Annotated in this window: 18 protein-coding genes; 5 read left to right on the forward strand and 13 right to left on the reverse strand. The window is 56.5% G+C overall.

The annotated features are described in order from the left end of the window. Window positions 1-71: 71 nt before the first annotated feature. The 11 genes from ACR0JW_RS16165 to ACR0JW_RS16215 all read right to left on the reverse strand — a co-directional run bounded on the left by ACR0JW_RS16165 (window position 72) and on the right by ACR0JW_RS16215 (window position 11,591). Window positions 72-917, reverse strand: coding sequence for a universal stress protein (locus tag ACR0JW_RS16165; protein WP_480714187.1), 846 nt, complete (start codon window positions 915-917; stop codon window positions 72-74). Window positions 918-1,010: 93 nt separating this feature from the next. Then, window positions 1,011-1,481 carry a SnoaL-like domain-containing protein gene (locus tag ACR0JW_RS16170; RefSeq protein WP_480714188.1) on the reverse strand — a complete coding sequence of 157 codons (471 nt, stop codon included), beginning with the start codon at window positions 1,479-1,481 and terminating at the stop codon, window positions 1,011-1,013. Between the two features lie 275 nt (window positions 1,482-1,756). Then, window positions 1,757-3,031: an amidohydrolase family protein gene (locus tag ACR0JW_RS16175; RefSeq protein WP_480714189.1), complete on the reverse strand. Its 1,275-nt coding sequence runs from the start codon at window positions 3,029-3,031 to the stop codon at window positions 1,757-1,759. Continuing rightward, a complete protein-coding gene (locus ACR0JW_RS16180; protein ID WP_170680496.1) occupies window positions 3,031-3,975 on the reverse strand; it encodes an ABC transporter permease in 945 nt (314 codons plus the stop codon). Before ACR0JW_RS16180 ends, ACR0JW_RS16175 begins: the two co-directional genes overlap by 1 nt. Further along, window positions 3,975-5,024 carry an ABC transporter permease gene (locus tag ACR0JW_RS16185; protein WP_170680498.1) on the reverse strand — a complete coding sequence of 350 codons (1,050 nt, stop codon included), beginning with the start codon at window positions 5,022-5,024 and terminating at the stop codon, window positions 3,975-3,977. Before ACR0JW_RS16185 ends, ACR0JW_RS16180 begins: the two co-directional genes overlap by 1 nt. Further along, the gene (locus ACR0JW_RS16190; RefSeq protein WP_170680501.1) at window positions 5,014-6,552 is read right to left on the reverse strand and encodes an ABC transporter ATP-binding protein; all 1,539 of its coding nucleotides are present in this window, start codon (window positions 6,550-6,552) and stop codon (window positions 5,014-5,016) included. Before ACR0JW_RS16190 ends, ACR0JW_RS16185 begins: the two co-directional genes overlap by 11 nt. Then, entirely contained in the window at window positions 6,552-7,574 is a 1,023-nt protein-coding gene (locus tag ACR0JW_RS16195) for a BMP family protein (protein WP_170680503.1), read from the reverse strand. Before ACR0JW_RS16195 ends, ACR0JW_RS16190 begins: the two co-directional genes overlap by 1 nt. Before the next feature lie 201 nt (window positions 7,575-7,775). After that, window positions 7,776-8,228, reverse strand: a complete 453-nt coding sequence (locus ACR0JW_RS16200) for a GNAT family N-acetyltransferase (RefSeq protein ID WP_170680506.1) — start codon at window positions 8,226-8,228, stop codon at window positions 7,776-7,778. Window positions 8,229-8,281: 53 nt separating this feature from the next. Continuing rightward, window positions 8,282-10,348, reverse strand: coding sequence for an oxidoreductase (locus ACR0JW_RS16205; protein ID WP_170680507.1), 2,067 nt, complete (start codon window positions 10,346-10,348; stop codon window positions 8,282-8,284). A 75-nt stretch (window positions 10,349-10,423) separates the two neighbouring features. Next, a complete protein-coding gene (locus ACR0JW_RS16210; protein WP_480714190.1) occupies window positions 10,424-11,092 on the reverse strand; it encodes a TetR family transcriptional regulator C-terminal domain-containing protein in 669 nt (222 codons plus the stop codon). Window positions 11,093-11,261: 169 nt separating this feature from the next. Next, the gene (locus ACR0JW_RS16215) at window positions 11,262-11,591 is read right to left on the reverse strand and encodes a DUF6614 family protein (protein WP_480714191.1); all 330 of its coding nucleotides are present in this window, start codon (window positions 11,589-11,591) and stop codon (window positions 11,262-11,264) included. A gap of 80 nt (window positions 11,592-11,671) precedes the next feature. On the opposite strand from ACR0JW_RS16215, the gene ACR0JW_RS16220 reads away from it, so the two are divergent. Further along, window positions 11,672-12,964 (forward strand): NAD(P)/FAD-dependent oxidoreductase, encoded by a 1,293-nt coding sequence (locus ACR0JW_RS16220; protein ID WP_480714192.1) that lies wholly within the window; start codon window positions 11,672-11,674, stop codon window positions 12,962-12,964. Window positions 12,965-12,982: 18 nt separating this feature from the next. Here ACR0JW_RS16220 and ACR0JW_RS16225 read toward each other — a convergent pair whose 3' ends face one another. Together ACR0JW_RS16225 and ACR0JW_RS16230 are read right to left on the reverse strand one after the other, a co-directional pair. Next, window positions 12,983-14,284 (reverse strand): MATE family efflux transporter, encoded by a 1,302-nt coding sequence (locus ACR0JW_RS16225; protein WP_480714193.1) that lies wholly within the window; start codon window positions 14,282-14,284, stop codon window positions 12,983-12,985. Window positions 14,285-14,363: 79 nt separating this feature from the next. Next, on the reverse strand, window positions 14,364-15,002 hold the full coding sequence (locus ACR0JW_RS16230; protein WP_170614546.1) for a TetR family transcriptional regulator C-terminal domain-containing protein: 639 nt from the start codon (window positions 15,000-15,002) through the stop codon (window positions 14,364-14,366). Between the two features lie 129 nt (window positions 15,003-15,131). Between ACR0JW_RS16230 and ACR0JW_RS16235 the strand changes: the two genes are divergently transcribed. Genes ACR0JW_RS16235 through ACR0JW_RS16250 form a run of 4 tightly spaced genes read left to right on the forward strand, consistent with a single transcriptional unit; the run spans window position 15,132 to window position 20,872 of the window. Further along, window positions 15,132-16,778 carry a phytoene desaturase family protein gene (locus ACR0JW_RS16235; protein WP_480714194.1) on the forward strand — a complete coding sequence of 549 codons (1,647 nt, stop codon included), beginning with the start codon at window positions 15,132-15,134 and terminating at the stop codon, window positions 16,776-16,778. Beyond that, entirely contained in the window at window positions 16,775-18,307 is a 1,533-nt protein-coding gene (locus ACR0JW_RS16240) for a phytoene desaturase family protein (protein WP_170680523.1), read from the forward strand. The genes ACR0JW_RS16235 and ACR0JW_RS16240 overlap by 4 nt, the downstream gene beginning before the upstream one ends. After that, window positions 18,304-19,479 carry an aminomethyl transferase family protein gene (locus tag ACR0JW_RS16245; RefSeq protein ID WP_480714195.1) on the forward strand — a complete coding sequence of 392 codons (1,176 nt, stop codon included), beginning with the start codon at window positions 18,304-18,306 and terminating at the stop codon, window positions 19,477-19,479. The genes ACR0JW_RS16240 and ACR0JW_RS16245 overlap by 4 nt, the downstream gene beginning before the upstream one ends. Before the next feature lie 13 nt (window positions 19,480-19,492). Continuing rightward, window positions 19,493-20,872 (forward strand): aminotransferase, encoded by a 1,380-nt coding sequence (locus ACR0JW_RS16250; protein WP_170680529.1) that lies wholly within the window; start codon window positions 19,493-19,495, stop codon window positions 20,870-20,872. The last annotated feature ends 3 nt before the right edge of the window (window positions 20,873-20,875 follow it).

The following is a 20,875-nucleotide window of genomic DNA, read 5'->3' on the forward strand; positions in this document are numbered from 1 at the left end:
AACCCATTCTTTCATAGTGTTTGGACCTGACCATCGAACCCAGACAAACACTGGACGTCCACTTGCGTCAGTCAGTGCGCAAATAGAACCGGAAGACCGGTTTGTTGCAGCATGGCCCTTGTAGTTCCACCAAAAATCGACTCGCGTAGGTATGACTGCCCGTAAGCGCCCATAACAATAAGGTCAGAGCCGGCCTCCTTCGCACGTTCCTGTATGCACTGTTCGATCGGTAGTCCGCCGCTCGGGAATTGCGCTACGGTCACGCTACAGCCGTGGTGTCTGAGCCAAGCAGCGATGTCAGTACCGGGGTCTTGACTTTCCGGATCATGTGCTAACGGCGGATCGAAACAACCAATCACAACTTCCTTGGCTTCCAGAAAATAGGGTAAAGCCAAATGGGCCGCTCTGGATGCAGCAAGACTATCGTTCCACGCCAGAAAAATGCGCTCGCGTTGGGTATATGGGTCTCCGTTGATCATCATGGCGACTGGCGAATGGAACAAGACGCCATGGCAAACCTCGTGAAACACTTCGGGGTCATTGCGCAGTTCCGGGTCCAGGTATGCGACATCACAGCAGTACGATTGGCGCGCCGCCAGAGCCTTTAAGTCCGCACCGGAACCCATGAAAACCGTGACTCTCGCCGATGCGCCCGAGCGCGCAAGCAGTGCTTCAACCTCACGAGCACGGGACTTTAAAGTCGCCTTTTTCTCTTCCAATTGATCCAACCAGTTTGCGGGCAAACCCGCCTCGACGAATTTGCTGGATCCGTACTTCAAGTAAGGCAGGTTCGGTAGCGCCGCGATCAGAAGGCAAGTCAAATTGCCGCGCTGACGTTGGGCAGCATCGGCGCATTCAAGTATCGATACATCGCTAGTATCCGCGCCAATGAAATACGTCGAAGTTCTGCGTTGCATACCGGATCTCCCTCCAAGATGTCACTGCGGGCAGGAAACTCGCCGAGCGCACAAACCCAACAAAAGCAGCCACTTAGATGATGTTTGTTCTTCCTACTTCGGCAACATGAAGAACTCTTCCAGTACGATCTTGCCTTCTGCCACCGAATAGACGGCGATCTCGCTCAGGGTCATACGTTTTCCTGTGGCCTTCTGCGTTACTTCGGCACTAAATCGCACTGCAAAGCGGTTGGGTGGATGCACATAGGGTCCGTCTAAATCGAGTTCGTGGAACTCATGCGCTGCCAGCCAATCCTCTCTCTTTCCCTTGATGGCGTCCCGACCCTTTGTGATGCGAAACTGCCGAACCGGCGGCACAACCGCCTCAATCGACTGGGCGTTTTCGGCGTACATTTCGTCAACACTAATAAGCCCCCTGCGATCACGCATGGCCTGAACGAATGCTCTTCCAATTTGGACTAAGTCTTCCATGGGAACCCCCTTTGTTATCGCCGATTGTATCACTTCTGACACTTGCCAATATTGACAAAGATCAATGAGGTCAGAGACCCGGTTCGCCAGCATTTCCTGCGGTCCGCCTTGGTAAACGGGTCAAGGCACACCCAGCTATTTCATGATTTTCAGCTGCGGTTCATCAATCCAGATAGTGGTTTCAAACTGGATTCATGCAAATACCGCGTTTCCATTTTTTTATTTTATTGACAGGAGCTTGTACGCAAAACAGAACGCAGACTAGACCGGGCCAAAGTTCGTCCAGGCCAATTGTAAAATCATTGAGTGAGGCTACGAAAGACCCCGACCCTTCAAAGAAAAATCATGACGAGACCGTCACAGAAACCCTAGTGCCGCCTACGCACGCATTTCGGCCGATCAGGAAGGGCGAGACGGCTATCGTTACGCTGCTTTCTGGAAACCACATTTCCCTTTGAGATCACCGCCAAGCGATCAGGTCTCAGGCGGACAGCTTCAATGGGGTCCCCGGCGTCCAGAACCAACAGCGAGGCCATGGCGCCCTCGTAAAGGCCATAGTCTTCAAGTCCGAGGATTGCAGCATTTTCAACCGTGACCATGTCAAAACACCGCCTCATATCTTCTGGAGACGACATCTGAGCGACGTGCAACCCCATGAAAGCAACGTCAAGCATGTCTGCGGTTCCCAGCGAATACCAGGGGTCGCGCACACAATCCTGCCCCCAGCCAACTCGGATACCTTCAGCCTGCATTTCCTTCACCCGGGTCAGCCCGCGCCGTTTCGGGAAAGTGTCATGCCGACCCTGAAGCATAATGTTGATCAGTGGGTTCGGAATGGCGCTGATTTCGGCCTCGGCGATCAGAGGAAGCAGCTTTGAGACATAGTAGTTGTCCATGGAATGCATTGAGGTCAGGTGAGACCCTGCCACCCGCCCCTGCAATCCCAGTCGCGTCGTTTCATAGGCCAATGTTTCGATATGCCGAGAATGAGGATCGTCGGTTTCGTCACAATGCATGTCGACCGGCAGGCCCCGTTCAGCGGCGATTTCGCACAAGATGCGGACCGAGGCAGCACCATCCGCCATGGTCCTCTCAAAATGTGGGATACCGCCGACGACATCGACCCCCATGTCGAGCGCCCGCATTGTATTGGCATGGGCTGTGGGGTCACGCAGCAGACCGTCTTGCGGAAAGGCGACAAGCTGAAGGTCCAGGTAAGGCCGAACGACTTCGCGCACATGCAACATCGCCTCGACGCCCTTCAGGCCGTCATCGCAGGTGTCCACATGGCTCCGGATCGCAAGCAGGCCCATAGAGACCGCCCAGTCGCAGTATGAAAGCGCACGGTCGACCATTTCATCGACCGTTGTCACCTGCTTGAGTTCGCCCCAAAGGCCGATCCCCTCCAGCAGCGTACCCGATGCGTTTATCCGAGGGATGCCATAGCTAAGCGTTGCATCCAAATGAAAATGGGGGTCGACAAAAGGCGGCGAGACCAGGTCGCCGGTCGCGTCGATGATTGCACCAGCCTCGGCGCCGTCCAACTGCCCCATTGCCGTGATACGGTCGCCTGTGATTCCGATATCGGCGACGTTTCCGTCGGGCAGCCGCCCGCCCTTCACAAGAATATCGAAGCTTGCCATCAGCGTTCTCCGCGGTTGTAGGGTATCATCAGCGCCGCTGGCACTTCGGCACGACGCGACATCAGGATCAATGCAAGGATCGAAAGGATGTAAGGGATCATCAAGAAGATCTGGTAGGGAACGAGGGCCCCCAGCCCCGTCTGCTGCAGGCGGATTTGCAGGGCATCGAAGGCAGCGAAAAGTAGCGCACCCAACAATGCCTTGCCTGGCCGCCAAGCACCGAAAACCACCAATGCGATACAGATCCAGCCGCGCCCGTTGACCATCTCAAAGAAAAAGCTGTCAAAGGCCGACATGGTGAGGAACGCGCCCCCGACAGCCATCAGACCAGACCCCATGATGACCGCCCCCATTCTAAGCGCGGTTACAGACAGACCCTGAGCCTCAACTGCTGACGGGTTTTCTCCGGCTGCCCTAAGGGCCAGTCCCAGCGGCGTCCGGTACAGTACGAATGCAGTTACGCCAACGATCACAAAGGCCAGATAGGTTAACGGGGTTTGGTTGAACAACGCCTGCCCCAGAACGGGTATCTTCGACAGTACCGGAACCTCAAGTGGTTGAAAGGGTTTGATCCGCGGGGGGCTTGAGACTTCTGGCAGGGCCAGGCGATACGCATAATAGGCGGCTGATGTCGCCAGAAGCGTAATCCCAAGCCCCACGACATGCTGCGACAACCCAAACGGCACTGTGAGCGTTGCATGCAGAAGCCCGAAAAGCATACCTGCCAGCATAGCAATGAAAACACCGGCCCACAGTCCGGTACCGGCATAGACCGCCATCCAACCGGCAAAAGCGCCGGCCACCATGATCCCTTCGATCCCGAGGTTCAGAACCCCCGCGCGTTCGCAGATCAACTCTCCCATCGTCGCAAAGATCAACGGAGAAGCAATGCGCACAGCGGCTGCCCAAAAACTGGCAGAGAGGAGGATTTCGAAGATCTCCATCAGCCCCTCACGATCCTGAACCGCGTCAGCAAGATGGCGAGGACCATGAACAAAAGTGCGGTCGCCAATAGAAGGTCTGCGATATAGGTGGGAACGCTCGCGGCGCGGCTCATACCGTCGGCACCGACGAACACGCCGGCTACGAAAATCGCCGAAAGCACGACGCCAAGAGGGTGAAGTAGCGCAAGCATGGCGACGATAATGCCCGTGTAGCCAAAGCCCGGACTCAGATCCAGCGTAAGGGACCCCTTGAGCCCCGCGACTTCCGAAAAACCGGCCAGAGCCGCAAGCCCGCCCGAAAGAAACGCGGTTTTCAAGAGCACAAGATTCACAGGGATACCCGCAAAACGGGCAGCCGTCGGGTTCTGACCCACAGCCCGGATTTCGTAGCCAAGCGTGGTGCGGGTCTCAATCACCCAGACGACCACAGCACAGATCAGTGCCAGCGCAAAGCCCCAGTGCAGACGTAGCCCTTCAACAATCCGAGGAAGGCGCGCTTCTGCATCCAACCTGGGCGATTTCGGCCACCCCATCCCCATGGGATCCTTGAGCGGTCCCTCCAGCAGAAGCGAGATGAAAAGAAGCACGATGAAGTTGAGCAGCAATGTCGTCACCACTTCATCAACGCCGAAGCGCGTCTTGAGAATGACCGGGCCCAGCAGCATCAGCGCCCCTCCCAGCATCGAGGCGAGACCGACCAGTATCAGTGGTTGCGGCCCCGGCAGGCCCAACGCCGACGTCCCGAAGAGGACTGTCACAAGCGCGCCAATGTAAAGCTGTGCTTCCGCCCCGATGTTCCACAACTTTGCGCGAAAGGCGACGGCTACCGCCAGACCTGTAAAGATCAAAGGTGTCGCCCGGTTCAGGGTCTCAAGCGCGGCAAACTTCGAACCTGCGGCTCCTTTCAGTATCAGTCCCAACGTGGCGAAAGGATTGGCCCCTGCAAGTAGAACGAGAAACGATACCACAACGATCGAAAGCCCCAGTGCCACCGCTGGAAATCCCACGGATCGGGCGAGGGACGGGTTGGAAATCGGTTCAAGCCGCACGTTCAAACCCCTCCCCGGCCATCCACCGCCCAAGCTCGGCGGGGGTTATCGTTCCACGGGGGAACTCAGGCGAGAGCCGGCCGTCGGACATCACCCGGATCACATCCGCAAGCCCCATGATTTCGTCCAAGTCTTCCGAGATCAGCAGGATCGCCGCGCCCGCATCTCTGGCTGCTATCAGACGCTCCTGAACGTAGGTTACGGCCCCGATATCAAGCCCTCTCACGGGCTGGTTGGCGAGGATGATTTCCGGATCGGATTCAAGAACCCGCCCGAGGATGAGTTTCTGCATATTGCCGCCCGAAAGCAGACGAATTCGCGTATCCGGACCGGGACAACGCACATCGTATCGCGCGATCACCTTCTTGGCGAAGGCTTGCGCGGCAGCCCAGCGCATCCAACCTGCTCGGCTGATCCCCGGGTTCCTGTAGCTTTCAAGGATGGCATTTTCGGTCAACGAGAAATCTGCAATGCTGCCAGTGCTGTGGCGGTCCTCTGGAATACGCCCGATCCGGGCCGCAAGGGACGCGCGAGGAGACCAGGGTGGCGCCTTTTCCTGACCAAGCCACATCTCTCCGCTCTCTGGCCTGGCTTCGCCCGATAGCAAATCGGCCAGTGCGCCCTGCCCGTTTCCGGACACACCGGCAAGGCCCATTATCTGGCCTGCACGCAGATCCAGATCGATGTTTCGAAGGCCGGTTCGGTGCCCAGGCGGATGCGCAGAGACACCGCGCAAGCTTAGGAGAACGGCACCGGGCTTGGCCTCGGATGGAACGGGTTGGGTAATCTCTTCCCCGACCATAAGCTCAGCAAGGGCATGAGGCGTCGTTTCATCTGTGCGCGTTTCCCCGACCAGCTTGCCATGGCGCAGCACAAGAACCCGGTCCGAGATTGCCATAACCTCGTGCAGCTTATGGGAAATAAAGATGACGGAAAGGCCCTGATCGACAGCCCGGCGCAGCGTCTCGAACAGAGCGTCAGCTTCCTGTGGTGTCAGCACCGCTGTCGGCTCATCCAAAATCAAGATGCGGGCATCGCGATACAGTGCCTTCAGGATTTCCACGCGCTGCCGCTCGCCGACCGACAACTGCCCTGTCTTGGCCGATGGGTCGACGGCCAGCCCGAATTCTTCGGCCAGTTTCATCACGCGAGACTGCGCCTTCTGGCGGCCACGGCCCAACGACCAAAGGGAAGAAGTGCCCAGAAGGATATTTTCGAGAACAGTAAGGTTATTGGCAAGCGTGAAATGCTGGTGAACCATGCCGACACCGGCCCGCAGCGCTGCACCGGTTGCACCGGCAGGCAGGACTTGACCAAACACCTCCACGGTTCCTTCGTCCGCAGTATAGTGCCCGAACAGGATGTTCATAAGCGTTGTCTTGCCAGCGCCGTTCTCACCAAGAAGCGCGATGACCTCGCCCCGGTGAAGCGTCACGTCAACCGAGTCATTGGCCGTTAAATTGCCAAATCGCTTGGTGATGCCATTGAGGCGCAGGACAACCTCCTGCGCCGAACTATCGTTGGGCATCAGGAGGACACAGGCTCTGAATCGTCCACTTCCACAACATAAGTACCCGCCCGAATTGCAGCCTCTCGTTCAGCAACAAGCGCCATCGCATCGGCAGGCACCTTGCCTTCGAATGTGCCCAGAGGCGCGAGCGAGCAGCCGCCTTCCTTCATGTAGGAATAAAGCCCGTAATTGGCCGCCGTAAAGCTGCCGTCGGCGACCGCCGCGAGAGCCGCTTGCATCGTAGGCTCAAAATGCCAGAGCGCCGAGGCAACCACCGTATCCGGATAGTCCGCCTGAGTGTCGATGACATTGCCGATTGCCAGAACACCGCGCTCCTGCGCCGCATCGGAAACGCCGAAGCGTTCGGCATACATAACGTCTGCACCGTTTTCGATCATCGCAAAAGCCGTCTCTTTCGCTTTGGGCGGATCGAACCACGAGCCGATGAACGAAACCTGGAAGGTCGCGTCGGGTTTCATTTCGCGCACGCCAGCCATGAACGCGTGCATGAGCCGATTGACCTCTGGTATCGGGAAACCGCCAACCATTCCGATATTGCCCGACTCGCTCATGGCGCCGGCGATGATACCGGTAAGATAGGCAGCGTCCTGAATATAGTTGTCAAAAACGGCCAGATTGGGATGGGCCGGATCGTCAAGGAAAGACGACCCCAACAGGAACGCGGTATCGGGGTAATCCAGAACCACCTCCCGTGCTTCTGCCTCGACCCCGAAAATCTCGCCCACGATCAGCTTGGCGCCGCCTTCGGCGTATTCCCGCATGACCCGGGTATAGTCGGTATTGGCCGTGTTCTCGGTAAAGGCATAAGTTATCTGGCCCGCATCTTTCGCCGCTTCCGCCGCAATATGGATGCGGCTGACCCATTGCTGTTCAACTGGAACGGTGTAAATGCCCGCAACGCTCAAAGGCTCTTGCGCAATGAGGCGTTTGGGAAATGTCGCGAGGCTGGCTGCGGCGCTCGCGCCCAAAAGCAGGCTCCGACGATCAATTCCAGAGTAAAGCAGTTCGGCGCGTTTCATGACATATTCCCCCTATCGACTTTGTTGTCAGCCGACAGTAGCAAGAACGCCGTGTAACGCAAAGAAAACGTGCCGAATATTGGGCGGACGAACTCGGCACTGGTCTTGAATCAAGCAAATGCGCTGGGTTTGATCATGAATAGAAGCTTTGAAAGGCACCCGCCCTCCTCAGCCCAAGGCCTTCAGAAAAGACGCTGCTGATTATTCGTCTTTTTCGTAGAGAATGAATGGCGTTCGTTTTGCCACTTTGTCGTATAGCATTCGGCCCTTGTAGTTGAACTCCTGAGTGGTCCAGTAAGTTGTTGGAACACCATGCTGCTTTGCGGTTTGAAAAACAGCCTCGATCAGAGCGCGGCCGACACCCTTTCCACGGACGTCGGGTTCAGCAAACAGATCCATCAGATAGCAGGTATCCTCGACCGACCACATAAACCTGTGAAACAGGTAATGTGCCAATCCAACCGGTTGTCCGTCCAGTTCAGCAATGAGGCAGTTGTATTCACCTGTATCTGTCGACAACAGCCTGCTGAAAGAAATCTCGTAGACTTCTTCCGGGACGGTGGTCTCGTAGAACTCCAGATAGGCAGTCCACAAGCGGCGCCACTCTTCCTTGTCTTTCGACTCAAGCGGGCGGATAACCAAACCATCTGGCATGACAGATTTCTCCTGCATTTTAAGGTGTTTATCGAGGTGACCGCACCGAGCGGTCAAATGAGTTGTTGCCCGACATCGACACGATCGTGTTTGAGCGGGACGTCCACATCCACGGAACTATCCAATTCCTGGGCGTATCTATGCCCGGCATAGACTGCCGCCGCGATAATCGCTGGTGCATCGCAATCGCCAATGCGGCAGAGGCTGAATGGCAATTCTGCAGTTTCTGTCCGACTGCTCAATTCCCGATACAAGCCGTCATTTGGTTTCCGGGCTGTCACCATCACAATGTTGGCAACGGGCAAGGTCTTACCTGATCCGCCGTAGAGACAATCCAAATGCGCCATTTCGCCATCGAATTGTCTCAGCGTCTTTGACGGCATGATCTCGATCCCCAGGCGAAGCAAATGTGTTCGGATGCGCCAACGCTCGGACGTTTTTCCTGCCCAATCAGCCACACTGTCGGACGGTGTGACAAACGTTACGGCGTGACCTTGCTCCTTTATTTTTTCGGCAATGACGCTGGCCATGTAATAGCCATCACTGTCAAAAACGAGAGTTGGCCCATCAGGAATCCTTCCATCCATGATGTCATCGGGGGTGTAAACGCGGTTCAAGGCGGCTCCTTCCGCGACCGGGTCGAAACGTTCCTCATCATGGTAATCATTTCGCCAGGTCGCGCCCGTGGCGATTGCAACGTGGTCAGCTTCAACCGAGAAGATATCGTCAACTGTCAGCGGGCTTTCCCGGTAGATTTCAACATTAGGCATTTCGATCAATTGCTGCTCGCGATAGTCCCTGACGCGAATGTACTCGCTCATGCCCGGAAGTGCCGCTTCGCGCACAACCCGACCGCCTATTTCACGAGAAGCCTCTGCCAGCAGGACATCATACCCACGCGCCCCAAGCGCCCGCGCGGCTTCAAGACCAGCAGCCCCTGCCCCGACAATCAGAGCGCGTGCATCGGAAGCTTTCTTTCGAATGATTTCGGGATGCCAGTCCTTGCGCCATTCCTCTCCCATTGTCGGGTTTTGCGTGCAACGAATGGGCACGCCAATCGTGTCGCTGGCATAGCAGACATTGCACCCGATGCATTCGCGGATCGCAGACAGGCGTCCTTCTTCGATTTTCTTGGGAAGGTAAGGATCAGCGATTGACGGGCGCGCGGCACCGATAAAATCCGAAATTCCGCGCCTGACTTGCGACACCATTGTATCGGGTGACGTGAAGCGACCCACAGTCACGACGGGCTTATCCGTCACGGACTTGACCCAATGCATGTAGGGTTCAAGAGCTGCCTCTTTGGTAAAACGGGAAACGCCCATCTCGACCGAGTAATCTGCGATGTTAATATCCCACAAATCCGGAAGATCAGCGAGCATCTCGAACATCTCGCGACGCTCACCATAGATGGGCTTGCCATCCTCGCCGATCTCTTCGTCTGCCGAGAAACGGACCGCCACGGCGCACCGGTCCCCAACGGCGTCCTTGGTTTCCTGGATCAGTTCACGGGTCAGGCGAACCCTGTTTTCCAGGCTGCCGCCATACTCGTCACTGCGCGTGTTCACGTGCGGATGCAGAAAGTTCGAGATAAGGTATCCGTGCGTCGCGTAGACATAGACAATGTCAAAGCCCGCGTCTCGGGCCCGCAAGGCGGCCTTGCGGTGCCACCGACGCAAATCGCGGATGTCCTGCTTGTCCATCGCGCGGGTTTGATAGGGATGCCCTTTAACGTTGGGTCGGCTGTCGACGTCCATGCTCGGTAATCGGGAAAACAGGTTGTTCGAGTTGGCACCTCCATACCATAGCTCAGCACCCGCAAGGCTGCCATATTCGTGCACCGCGTCCGTCATCAAAGCGTGCGCCCGAACATCGCTGTCATCCCAAAGGGACGCGTAAGGATGCGGCAGGTCGTCAGATGATGGATGGATCGAGTTGTATTCCGTACATATGACCCCCCATCCACCTTGCGCTTTCACCTTGCGCATTGCTGCAAGGGTACGCGGGTATTGCCAGCCCATGCCTGTGCAGTGCGGAACCTGATAGAACCGGTTTGGCGCAGTGACTGGTCCGATTTGTATTGGTTCGAAAAGGATGTCGTAGCGAGGATCCCTGCTCATTCGTTTGCCTTTTGTTTGCTGCGCTGTGCGCAGGCCCGTCTTATCTGTAAAGCCGGAGATTTGACCCGCACTGTCTCAACTGCCGCTCTTGAACTCTGGCATTCGAAAATGATCCGGGTAGACCTTGGACAGGAAGGCGACGATGTGATCCCGGGCTTCGGTACGTCGAAAGTTCTCCGGGTAGGTCAAAAGCTCCAGCCAGATTCCGTCGTACAGAGCCTCCAGGATATTGGCGACTTGCCTTGGCGGCATGTCGTCATACCCGCCATCCTCAGCAATTTCGGAGCACAGGCGCAGCGCGATGCTGTAACGCTCCAGATCAATGTCGTTGATCAGTTTGCGATAAACTTTGCGCCGCCCTGCCTCTCCAAAAAACGCAAACCAGACGGCCAGTTTCTTTGGCGAGCAAATCCGCGGGTGAAAATGCGCATCAACGATGGCCAACAGCTTTTCAGGCGCCGACAAACCTGCATTGTCAAAAGCGTCCAACCACTGTTCATGGTGTTCCTTTGCAAGAAACAACAGCGTTTCTTCCAGCAAGTTCTGTTTGCTTTTGAAGTGGAAGTTGACGATGCCCAGCGACAAACCGGCTATCTCGGTCACGGTGGACATGGTCGTTCCACCAATTCCGTTTTGCGCGATCGAGTCGATTGTGGCGTTGATCAGCTGTTGGCGCCGCACCTCCTTGGACTCGGTACGCCGGCGCCCTGTCGGTTTTGTGTTATCGCTTGGCGTCTGACTCACTCGCACACCTCCCATCTTCACAAGTACTTCAATCCTGCCCGCGCTCACTCCCAAGCCGTGCCGGCGAGAGGCTGATTGACATTCGCAAAGTTTATGCCATTGATTGAATAATCATTCAATAATGAAGATAAATGATGTGAAAACAATACGAATGTTCGCAATCATGGATCTAGAGCTCCGACCAAAAGGTGAAAACCGGGTCGTGCACCATAGAAATGACATTGCAATGCAATGCTCCCAGAGGCTCAATGCGATCCTCGATGGCGGACCAAGCCGCGTCGGCCTGCATTTGATCCCTGAACTCGATCACAGCCATAAGCGAATGGTCACGTTGTTGGTCAGTATCGTAACCGCTTGCTGGAATGCGTTTACACAAAGGCGTTCCGTTCGTTGCCAGACCCGCCGCGACCAAATGTCCGACAAACGCGTTCCAGGCCTGTTCGAACGCATCGAGGTCGGCGGCCGGTTTCAGTTCGAATTGGTTCAAAAGTCTTGGCATTCTTCACATACTGTCCGGAAAGGCGTCACCAGCCAAACCTATGCAATTCCCCCCGCAAGGCAAGCGCGCGAGGCCAATAGATGATCCGCAACGAAAACCCCGTTATTGCAAACAGCCTGTGGTCAGCAACGGCAGGTTATTCAACCGATTACCCGCAACTCGCTACCGAGCAACAATCAGACGTAACGGTGATTGGCACCGGGTTCACTGGCCTTTCGGCAGCCCTTCACCTGGCCGAGGAAGGCATCAAAGTTGTTCTGATCGACGCCCAACACCCGGGCTGGGGCGCGTCTGGGCGCAACGGTGGGCAGATCAATGTAGGCCTAAAGGACGGGCCAACCGGCATCAAGGCCAAGTTTGGAGATTTCTGGGGAAACAGAATGATCCGAATGGCCGGTGACGCGGCCGATCTTGTTTTCGATTTGATCGCTCGGCACGACATTAGGTGCGATGCAAACCGCCTGGGATGGCTGCGCGCGGCGCATACGACCAAAACACTCAACGAATTGCACAAACTTGCTGAGGATTGGGACAATCACGGCGGCGGCATGGTTCAGCTTGATCAAGGCGGAATGCAGCGTCTGACCGGGACAGAAGCCTATCTGGGTGGAGTTCTGGACCGACGCAGCGGAGTTTTGCACCCACTGAACTATGCACTTGGACTGGCCGAAGCAGCCCGTCGCATTGGCGTGGAAATCTTCGGAGAAACGCCCGCCAACCGGCTCTCGTCAGAGGGCAGTCGCTTTCGGGTTGAGACACCTAACGGAGCTGTCTTTTCGGACAAGGTCCTGATTTGCACGAACGCCTATTCTGGTGATCTGCATCCGCGCCTGGCGCAATCCGTCCTGCCCGTTCGGTCAGTTCAGGTGGCGACGGCGCCATTGTCCGACAATATCCGCCAAACAATTCTGCCAGAAGGCAACGCCTTGTCCGACGCAAGACGCCTTCTTTTGTACTTCAGGCAAGATGCAGACGGCCGGTTCCTGATGGGCGGTCGCGGCACCTACTATGACAATTCCACCATCAAACAAATTGAGCGACTGAAACGCATTTCCGTTGAACTTTTCCCCCAATTGTCCGGAGTTCAGTGGGAATATGAGTGGGGCGGGTATGTGGCGCTGACGAGGGATCACTATCCCCACCTGCATGAACTCACCCCGGGCGTAATGACAGGTCTGGGCTACAACGGTCGCGGCGTTGCCATCGCCACCGCAATGGGGCGGGTCCTGGCCCGGTGGGCGGCCGGGATCAAAGTCGATGAGCTTGAGTTTCCGGTTACCCCCCTCAAACCTCTACCTTTTTCGTTTGCCCGAGAGACCCTTGTCGAAGCAGAAATCCTGCGCCTGAAACTCCTGGACAAGTTGGGTCTTTGAGACAGAAAACCGCGCTGGTTAACGGTTTTTGGAGAAGAAGCGATAGGTCAATGCGATCGCGGCCAGTGAGAGGCCCGTGCCGTACCCAATCCAAACACCGTTGGGTCCGAACCCGAGCCAAAAGCCCAATCCATATCCAAGCGGCAAAGCAACGATCCAATAGGCAATCAGGGTAATGGCAACCGGAACATGATTGTCCATTATGCCCCGAAATGCGCCCAGCATTGTCCCCTGAACGCCATCTGCGATCTGCATTGCGGCGATCACAAGGAACATCGAAATCGCGAGAGAAACGACATTCGGATCATCTGACAAGCTGTTCGCCAGAGGAATACGGCCAACCAAAATACCCAGGATAACGACTGTCATCCAACTCACAACGACCAGAAGCGACGCTAATACAATTGGCTTCAGCCTGTCCTTATCACCGGCACCGATTGCCTGAGCCACGCGTATTGAGATTGCAATCGAAACGCCCAACGGCACCATGTAAATAACGTCGCTGACCGCAGAAACGATTTGATGTGCTGCAAGCGCGGCGGCGCTGAACCACCCAAGCATCAGGCCTGCTACGGCGTAAGCGGCCCCCTCCCCCAGGTAACCGACGGAGATGACGATCCCTTCTTTGATCTGCGCCTTGAACTCAGACCAGTCAAAACCTTCGGTCCTCAGAAGGTCCCATTTCCGTTTCCTTGCGCCCAAAATCACAAATGCCGCAATCAAAGGCACCGTCTGAGACAACAGACTTGCGATCCCTGCCCCAACAAGACCCAGACCAGGCCAGCCAGCAACACCGTGGATCAACACATAATTCGAAGGAATGTTGAAACCGACCGCAAGAAACGCAAGCCCAACGCCAATCCAAGGTTGGTTCATGGCGTCAAACAGAGCTTTTAACGCGTAGAAAACAGTGAATGGAACCAAAAGAAGGCTCATCGCGTTCCAGTAGCCGCCAAGCAAGCCTACGACTTCCGGGGGCTGTCCGATCCAGGAAAGAGCCGGTTTCAGGCAGATCATTACGCTCGCACCGACAACCCCGACGAGCAGAGAAACCAAAAGCCCGGCAGTTGTGGCCGAAGCAAGCCCTTCCTCGCTGGACTTGCCGAAGGCTTCCGCCATTCGCACGCCAATTGCGGACACAAAGCCATAAAGCGCAGAGTAAAAGATGATCAGCACCGAGGCCGTTATCGACACTGCTGCCAGAGGAAGCGTTCCCAATGGGGCCACCATCACGGTATCCACAACGCCAATCAAAGCAGCGGCAGCAAGGGAAATGACTATTGGCAGGGCAAGTCGCGCAACATCACGCGCTTCCTGCACTATCGCAGCCCTGGGCGGCAGCGGCTGTTGTGAGATCCGCACTCGCGTCATGACATCGGGGCCTCTCAGCCGAAAGTGGCTATGGCGTTTCAGTCAGCAGGCCCGGCACCAGGCGCACGAGGCATCCCCATGCAGCTTGTTCCGCCTCTTCTCGGCTCAGGTTTTCCGGCGCAAGATGCAGGCGCTGCCAATAACCATCCGTCAACGTCTCCATCCATTCCGTCATTTGATCCGGAGAGGCAACATCATCCTCGGCCAGCAATTCTTGCCAGATCGCATACAAAGTTTCGCGCCGCCGCGCTTCAAAGTGTTCCGCAACCTCATCATAGTGCTGCTGGAATCTGAGTTCCCCCCAAAACGCATACCACAAAGGCAGGACGTTCGGACCACATGCATCAGGGTGGAAGTCCGCATTGATGAGTGCCCTTATCTTTTCCGCTGGCTTATCCCCTGCCTGTTCCAGAGAGGTCGTCCAGTGCTCCTCATAGCGTCGGTACAAGTCGCGAAGCGTTTCGGTGAGAAGGCCACCCTTTGATTTGAAATAAAAGGCTGCAACGCCCTGAGACAGCTCGGCTTCGGACGCGACCGTCGCAAGTGTCGTTTTCGCCAATCCATGCGCCAGTATGGAACGGCACGCCGCGTCCAGCAGCTGCCGGCGGCGGCGATCTGCGTTTTCCTTCCGCTCTTTGCGGGGGCGTTTCCGCTCTGCGTCGACCAATTGCCGCTCCTCCTAGAATTACCGCCATCTACAGTGCGCGAAAAACACGCGTCAATGGTCTAAAATTTATTTGAGCGCTCAAATAAACTTTACGGAATCATGTCCGGTCTGTAAACGGAGAGGAAAGGGATGAAAAATTTGACGACTGAGAACAGATACGACGTGATTGTGGCCGGTGCCGGTCATAACGGATTGACAGCCGCCGCTTATTTGTCCCGTGCGGGCATGCGTGTTTTGGTCGTCGAAAAGAATGACTGGATTGGTGGCGCAGCAGTCAGCCGTTCGCTGCACGAAGGCTGGACTTACTCGAACTGCTCTTATGTCTGCTCTCTTTTGCGGCGCGAAATCGCCAGAGACCTCGAACTCCCGAAATACGGGCTTCAGGTTATCCCCTACGAAGGTGGTGCGAGCTTCACACGCGACGGAGATTACTTCGCCTATTACTCCGATCACAACGCTCTCAAGCGCGAGATGGCGCGCCATTCTGCACGTGATGCAGACGCCTATCGCGGCTATTCACAAGCCATCATGCGGCAATGCCGTTTTATCCGCCCGTTTCTGCTTCGAGACGCACCGGACCCTGCTTCGCTCCGCCCACGTGACCTCGGTGAAATGGCGTACCTGGTCAAGAAGGCCCACAGACTGGGACGTCGCGAACTTGGAGAAACGCTGAAATTCTGGACGATGTCCATTGGCGACTTTCTGGATGAGCATTTCGAGAACGACCTGATCAAGGCGCATTTGGCTGGATCGGGTATTATCGGCACTGGTCTTGGGGTGTATTCGCCCGGAACCGCCTATGTTTTGCTGCACCACTACATGGGCGATATCGATGGTGGCATCGGAGCCTGGGGTTTCGCCCGCGGCGGCATGGGCGCGATTTCCAATGCTATTGCGGCGTCTTTCAAAGATCACGGCGGTACGATCCATACGGGTGCAGGGGTCGAGAGAATCCTGAGCAAAGATGGACGCGTGGAAGGCGTGGCGCTGGAAGACGGCAAGGTTTTCCATGCCCCAGTCGTCGCATCCAACATGGATATCAAGCGCACCATTTTACACCACGTTGATACCGCCGATCTGCCGGATGACTTCACCAAAGCGGTGCGGAACTTCAAAATTCGCGGGTCTTCGGCGAAACTCAACATCGCCCTTGACCGCTTTCCAAACTTTCCTGCCGCACCAGAGCACACCAGTTTCCTGAGGGGCGATCTGCATGTGTCGCAAAGCCTCTTTGAACTGGAAAAGGCTTATGATGACTGGAAGCTGGGGCGCTGGTCGGAAAAGCCGTACATCGACATGCTGATCCCCAGCCAGATCGACCCAACGATGGCTCCGACAGGTGCGCATATGATGACGGTGTTTGTTCAGTACGCCCCATATGATCTGGAAGTCGGCGGCGTCCGGTCGGCAGACAACTGGGACGACCAACAGCGCAGGGAAATGTCTGAAACTGTACTGGACCAGATGGCTGTGGCTTGCCCTGACATTCGCGAGCGCGTTGTGCACATGGAAGTCCGTTCACCGCTGGAAATCGAACGCGAGGTCGGTCTGACCGAAGGCAACATTTTCCAAGGCGAACTGACCTTTGACCAGCTTTTCTTCAATCGCCCGGTCCCGGGGTGGTCGCAGTACAGCCTGCCAATCAAGGGGCTGTATCTGTGCGGTTCGTCCGCACATCCGGGCGGCGGAGTTATGGGGGCACCCGGCGCCAACGCTGCCCGCGCAATCCTGAGGAACGAAACACGGCATGGCCGAATGAAGGGATATGCCGCATGAACCATTTTGATGCAATAGTCGTGGGTGGCGGTGTCAACGGGTTGATTGCCGGAACGCTTCTCGGTCGGCGCGGCAAGAATGTCTGCATCGTTGAAAAATCTGACAGTTTTGGTGGAATGGCGTCCTATTCCGGGGACGGGGGGCCAACACTGGCCCACTCGCTTTACAACCTCAGCCCACGCGCCCTGAGTGACATCGGTTTGGACCTGCAACACCCTGTTTTGGCCGGGAAACCGACCTCCACGGTCTCATTGGCTGAAGATGGTCGGCACATTGTCTTCAGTGACGAAGGCGTCTGCTGGAGTGACGGGACAGCGCACCCGGACTCCAAAGCCTGGTCCGATCTGACGCAACAGTTGATTACGTATGGCGGCTTGTTACGCCAACTCGCCGAAGCCCCACCACCCGGCGGCCACAAAGCTGTGCTTTCGCGGGGCGGAATGGCTGAGGTTCTGCGCCTGGCAAAACTGGGCATCGGACTGAAAAGGCTGGGTAAATTGGAAATGCGGCGTTTCCTGCAGGTCGTTCTGTCCAATGTCTCTGACATTGTCCTTGATGACTTGCCGGACGGACCGGTGGCTGGGATGCTTGCAGCTGATGCAATCTGGGGGGCAGCCGCCGGTCCAAGATCTCCGGGAACCGTGTTCAACCTGACCTACCGGATGGGTCACGGGGGCACCATCACCCAACCTGCGGGCGGAATGTCTGCGCTGACAGATTTGATGGTGGAAGCAGCGCAAAAGGCGGGGTGCGTATTGATGTCGAGAACCGAGGTTTCCGGCGTTCTCGTGGACAAGGATGCCGTCTCTGGCGTCATAACCACTGGTGGGCAAACTTTGACCGCACCTCTCGTGCTGAGCAACCTCGCACCTAAACCAACAAGCCGTATGACCGGGCCAACTGTTTTCGACATCGAAACGATGCGGCGCATTCGGAATATCCGGGCACGAGGAACAACAGCCAAGGTCAACCTACGGCTAAAGGATGGCTCACCCCTGCCCGGCCTGCCAGACGAATTGGCACACGAACGTCTGATCTATGCGCCCTCTGTGGAGTACGTCGAAGCGGCGTTCAACCCGACTAAGTATAGTCAAATGTCCAAAGCACCAGTTATGGAAGCCTTCAAAGTGCAAACAGCCGACGGGGCAAGCTGGCTGTCAACCATAGTGCAATACGCGCCATCCGACCTAGAAGGCGGCTGGACTGAAGCCGCGAAAGATCAACTTGCGCAAATCACCGTAGATACACTGGGCCGCGCCCTGCCCGGCCTGAAGGATCACATCGCACGCAGACAAGTCATAACACCGGATCAAATCGAAAGCGCAACCGGGGCGCCCGGCGGGCACTGGCACCACGCGGAAATGTCTCTGGACCAGCTCCTGACACTTCGGCCCGCAAACGGGATGTGCCGCTATTCCATGGGTCCCAAGGGGCTGTACCTGTGCGGCGCTGGAACTCACCCCGGCGGCGATGTCATGGGCCTCGCCGGTCGCAATGCGGCCCTCGCGGCGCTGGAGGAGCAGCCATGAGCCTCTTCACAGACCCGAAACTTGGCTTAATCCCCGCCGCCTTTCACAAGAAGCTCGAAGAGCAGAATCGCGCACAAAACTGGTATGATTGGGCTGGTTACGCTGCCCCCGGAGTTCTCGACAGTGTCGAGTTCGAGTATTTCGCGCTGCGCAATCAGGCCTCTGTGTTCGATATCTCACCGATGCACAAATACAGGGTGACAGGTCCTGACACGACGGCAATGCTCAATCGCCTGGTCACGCGTGACGTCCGCAAGATCGCAGCGGGCCGCGTTGGATACGCAATCTGGTGCGATGAAGAGGGTATGGTCATTGACGACGGGACTCTTTTCCATCTCGGCGACAACGATTGGCGCTTGTGCTGTCAGGAACCGATGCTGACGTGGTTGCTGGACGCGGCATGGGGTTTCGATGTTGCGGTTCGGGATGAAACTCACAGCGTTGCCGGCCTTTCGTTGCAAGGTCCGACGTCCTATGCGGTGTTGGAAGCTGCAGGATTAGATGTTGGCGCGCTTAAACCATTCGATCTGGTCCAGATCGAACCTGACCTCATGATTTCAAGGACGGGCTTTACCGGTGACCTCGGCTATGAGCTTTGGTGCGACTGGGACAAGGCAGAAGATCTCTGGGACAGAATTTGGAAAGGTGGCTTGCATCAGGGACTGCGCGCCATTGGGTACGAAGCTGTCAATATCGCACGCATCGAGGCGGGATTTCTGACCGCAGGGGTGGACTTTCAACCCGTTCATGCGACCGAGCGGTTGCACCGGGGCCAAACGCCATTCGAACTCGGCCTGAGTCGGTTGGTCGACTTCGAGAAAGACCACTTCAATGGTCGCCGTGCGTTGCTGTCGAAACGCGATGCTCCCAGAAGCCTCCTCATGCGTTTCGATGTCGAAGGCTTCAAACCCTCGGAAGGGTCATTGATCTACAACCGGCGCAAAAAAGAAGTTGGGCACGTGACCTCCGGAATTTGGTCCCCCACCGCCAAACGTAACATCGCACTGGCACATGTTCGTATGCCGGATGCAAGCCGCTCATCCAGTTTGATGGCGGAAATCTACACACTGCAGGAAGGCAAATGGGATACCAGAATGGCGCGTCTCACGCCCGTCACCAAAGCCTTTTTCGCACCGCCGCGCGCACGTGCGACACCGCCCGCCCGCACCTAAAGGAGAAGAAGACGTGAACACACTTGGCAACACTCCAACCGATGGCGATCTTGTCACCTGGGATCGCGACCATCACCTACACCCCTGGGCAGGGACCGAAGGCTTTGGGTCCGATGAGTACATGCGGGTCAACACAGCGGATGGTATCTACCTTTGGGATGCTGCCGGAAAGCGCTATATCGATGGCCCGGGCGGTATGTGGTGCACACAGATCGGTTACGGCCGCCGCGAGATGGCCGACGCCATTTCGCAGCAGGTCATGACGATGCCCTACGCGTCGCCCTGGTCATTTACGACCGAACCCGCAGCCGTTTTGGCCCGCATGATCGCCGAGCGCACTCCAGGCGACCTGAATACAGTGCACTTTACAACCGGCGGGTCCACGGCTGTCGATACCGCGCTCAGAACCGCGCTTTTCATGAACAAGCGGCTTGGCCGACCAGAAAAGAAAATCGTGATCGGCCGGGAGAAAGGCTATCACGGATCGACTTTTCTGGCTGCAACGGTCACCGGGAAAGAACGCTTCGAAACAAGCTTTGAAAAAGCGCAGGATTTGGTGCGTTTCCTACCCGACGTGAACCCTTACCACCGGCCCGAGGGAATGAGTGTCGATGCCTGGTGCGACGCCAAGGTCGCGGACCTTGAAAACCTGATTGCCGAGGTCGGTGCTGACCGTATTGCCGCCTTTATCGCCGAACCGATCCTCTGTTCTGGCGGCGTGATTGTCCCGCCTCCGGGCTACCACAAGCGCACACTCGAAATTTGCCGTGCAAACGACATTCTGTACATCTCGGATGAGGTCGTAACCGGCTTTGGCAGGCTCGGTCATTGGTTCGCATCAGAAGACGTTTTTGGCATCATTCCAGACATAATAACCTGCGCAAAAGGCCTGACCTCCGGGTATCTGCCACTTGGCGCTTGCATCATCTCGGACGCAGTAATGCAACGCATCTCTGACGCTCCGGGCGGCGATGTCTTCTACAATGGCTATACCTATTCAGGGCACCCGGTGAGCTGTGTTGCAGCAATCAAAAACATCGAGATCATGGAACGCGAAGATATTCTTGGACACGTTCAACGCGTAACACCGCAATTTCAAGAACGCCTGCGCCGGATCAAGGAAAAGTTCCCGATCGTCGGGGACGTGCGCGGCGACGGTCTACTGGGGTGTATCGAATGCCGCCCCGGGCTGAAGGTCGAAAGCTATGAAGCACACGTCAAGTTTGGGCAGAAACTGGACGACGCGTGCGAAGAGTTGGGTTTGCTATTGCGACCATTCGGAAACATGGCCGTGTTCTCTCCTCCTCTGATCATCACCCCTTCCCAGATCGACGACATGTTCGACATCATGGAGGCAGGAATGGTGCAGGTCAGCAAGGACTACTGCGAATAGCGG

The sequence above is a fragment of the Ruegeria sp. BG6 genome (genome assembly GCF_056538465.1).

Coding starts and splice junctions, on each gene's coding strand:
- ACR0JW_RS16165 (WP_480714187.1), bottom strand. CDS start 917: ATGCAACGCAGAACTTCGACGTATTTCATTGGCGCGGATACTAGCGAT.
- ACR0JW_RS16170 (WP_480714188.1), bottom strand. CDS start 1,481: ATGCTGGCGAACCGGGTCTCTGACCTCATTGATCTTTGTCAATATTGG.
- ACR0JW_RS16175 (WP_480714189.1), bottom strand. CDS start 3,031: ATGGCAAGCTTCGATATTCTTGTGAAGGGCGGGCGGCTGCCCGACGGA.
- ACR0JW_RS16180 (WP_170680496.1), bottom strand. CDS start 3,975: ATGGAGATCTTCGAAATCCTCCTCTCTGCCAGTTTTTGGGCAGCCGCT.
- ACR0JW_RS16190 (WP_170680501.1), bottom strand. CDS start 6,552: ATGCCCAACGATAGTTCGGCGCAGGAGGTTGTCCTGCGCCTCAATGGC.
- ACR0JW_RS16195 (WP_170680503.1), bottom strand. CDS start 7,574: ATGAAACGCGCCGAACTGCTTTACTCTGGAATTGATCGTCGGAGCCTG.
- ACR0JW_RS16200 (WP_170680506.1), bottom strand. CDS start 8,228: ATGCCAGATGGTTTGGTTATCCGCCCGCTTGAGTCGAAAGACAAGGAA.
- ACR0JW_RS16205 (WP_170680507.1), bottom strand. CDS start 10,348: ATGAGCAGGGATCCTCGCTACGACATCCTTTTCGAACCAATACAAATC.
- ACR0JW_RS16215 (WP_480714191.1), bottom strand. CDS start 11,591: ATGCCAAGACTTTTGAACCAATTCGAACTGAAACCGGCCGCCGACCTC.
- ACR0JW_RS16220 (WP_480714192.1), top strand. CDS start 11,672: ATGATCCGCAACGAAAACCCCGTTATTGCAAACAGCCTGTGGTCAGCA.
- ACR0JW_RS16235 (WP_480714194.1), top strand. CDS start 15,132: ATGAAAAATTTGACGACTGAGAACAGATACGACGTGATTGTGGCCGGT.
- ACR0JW_RS16240 (WP_170680523.1), top strand. CDS start 16,775: ATGAACCATTTTGATGCAATAGTCGTGGGTGGCGGTGTCAACGGGTTG.
- ACR0JW_RS16245 (WP_480714195.1), top strand. CDS start 18,304: ATGAGCCTCTTCACAGACCCGAAACTTGGCTTAATCCCCGCCGCCTTT.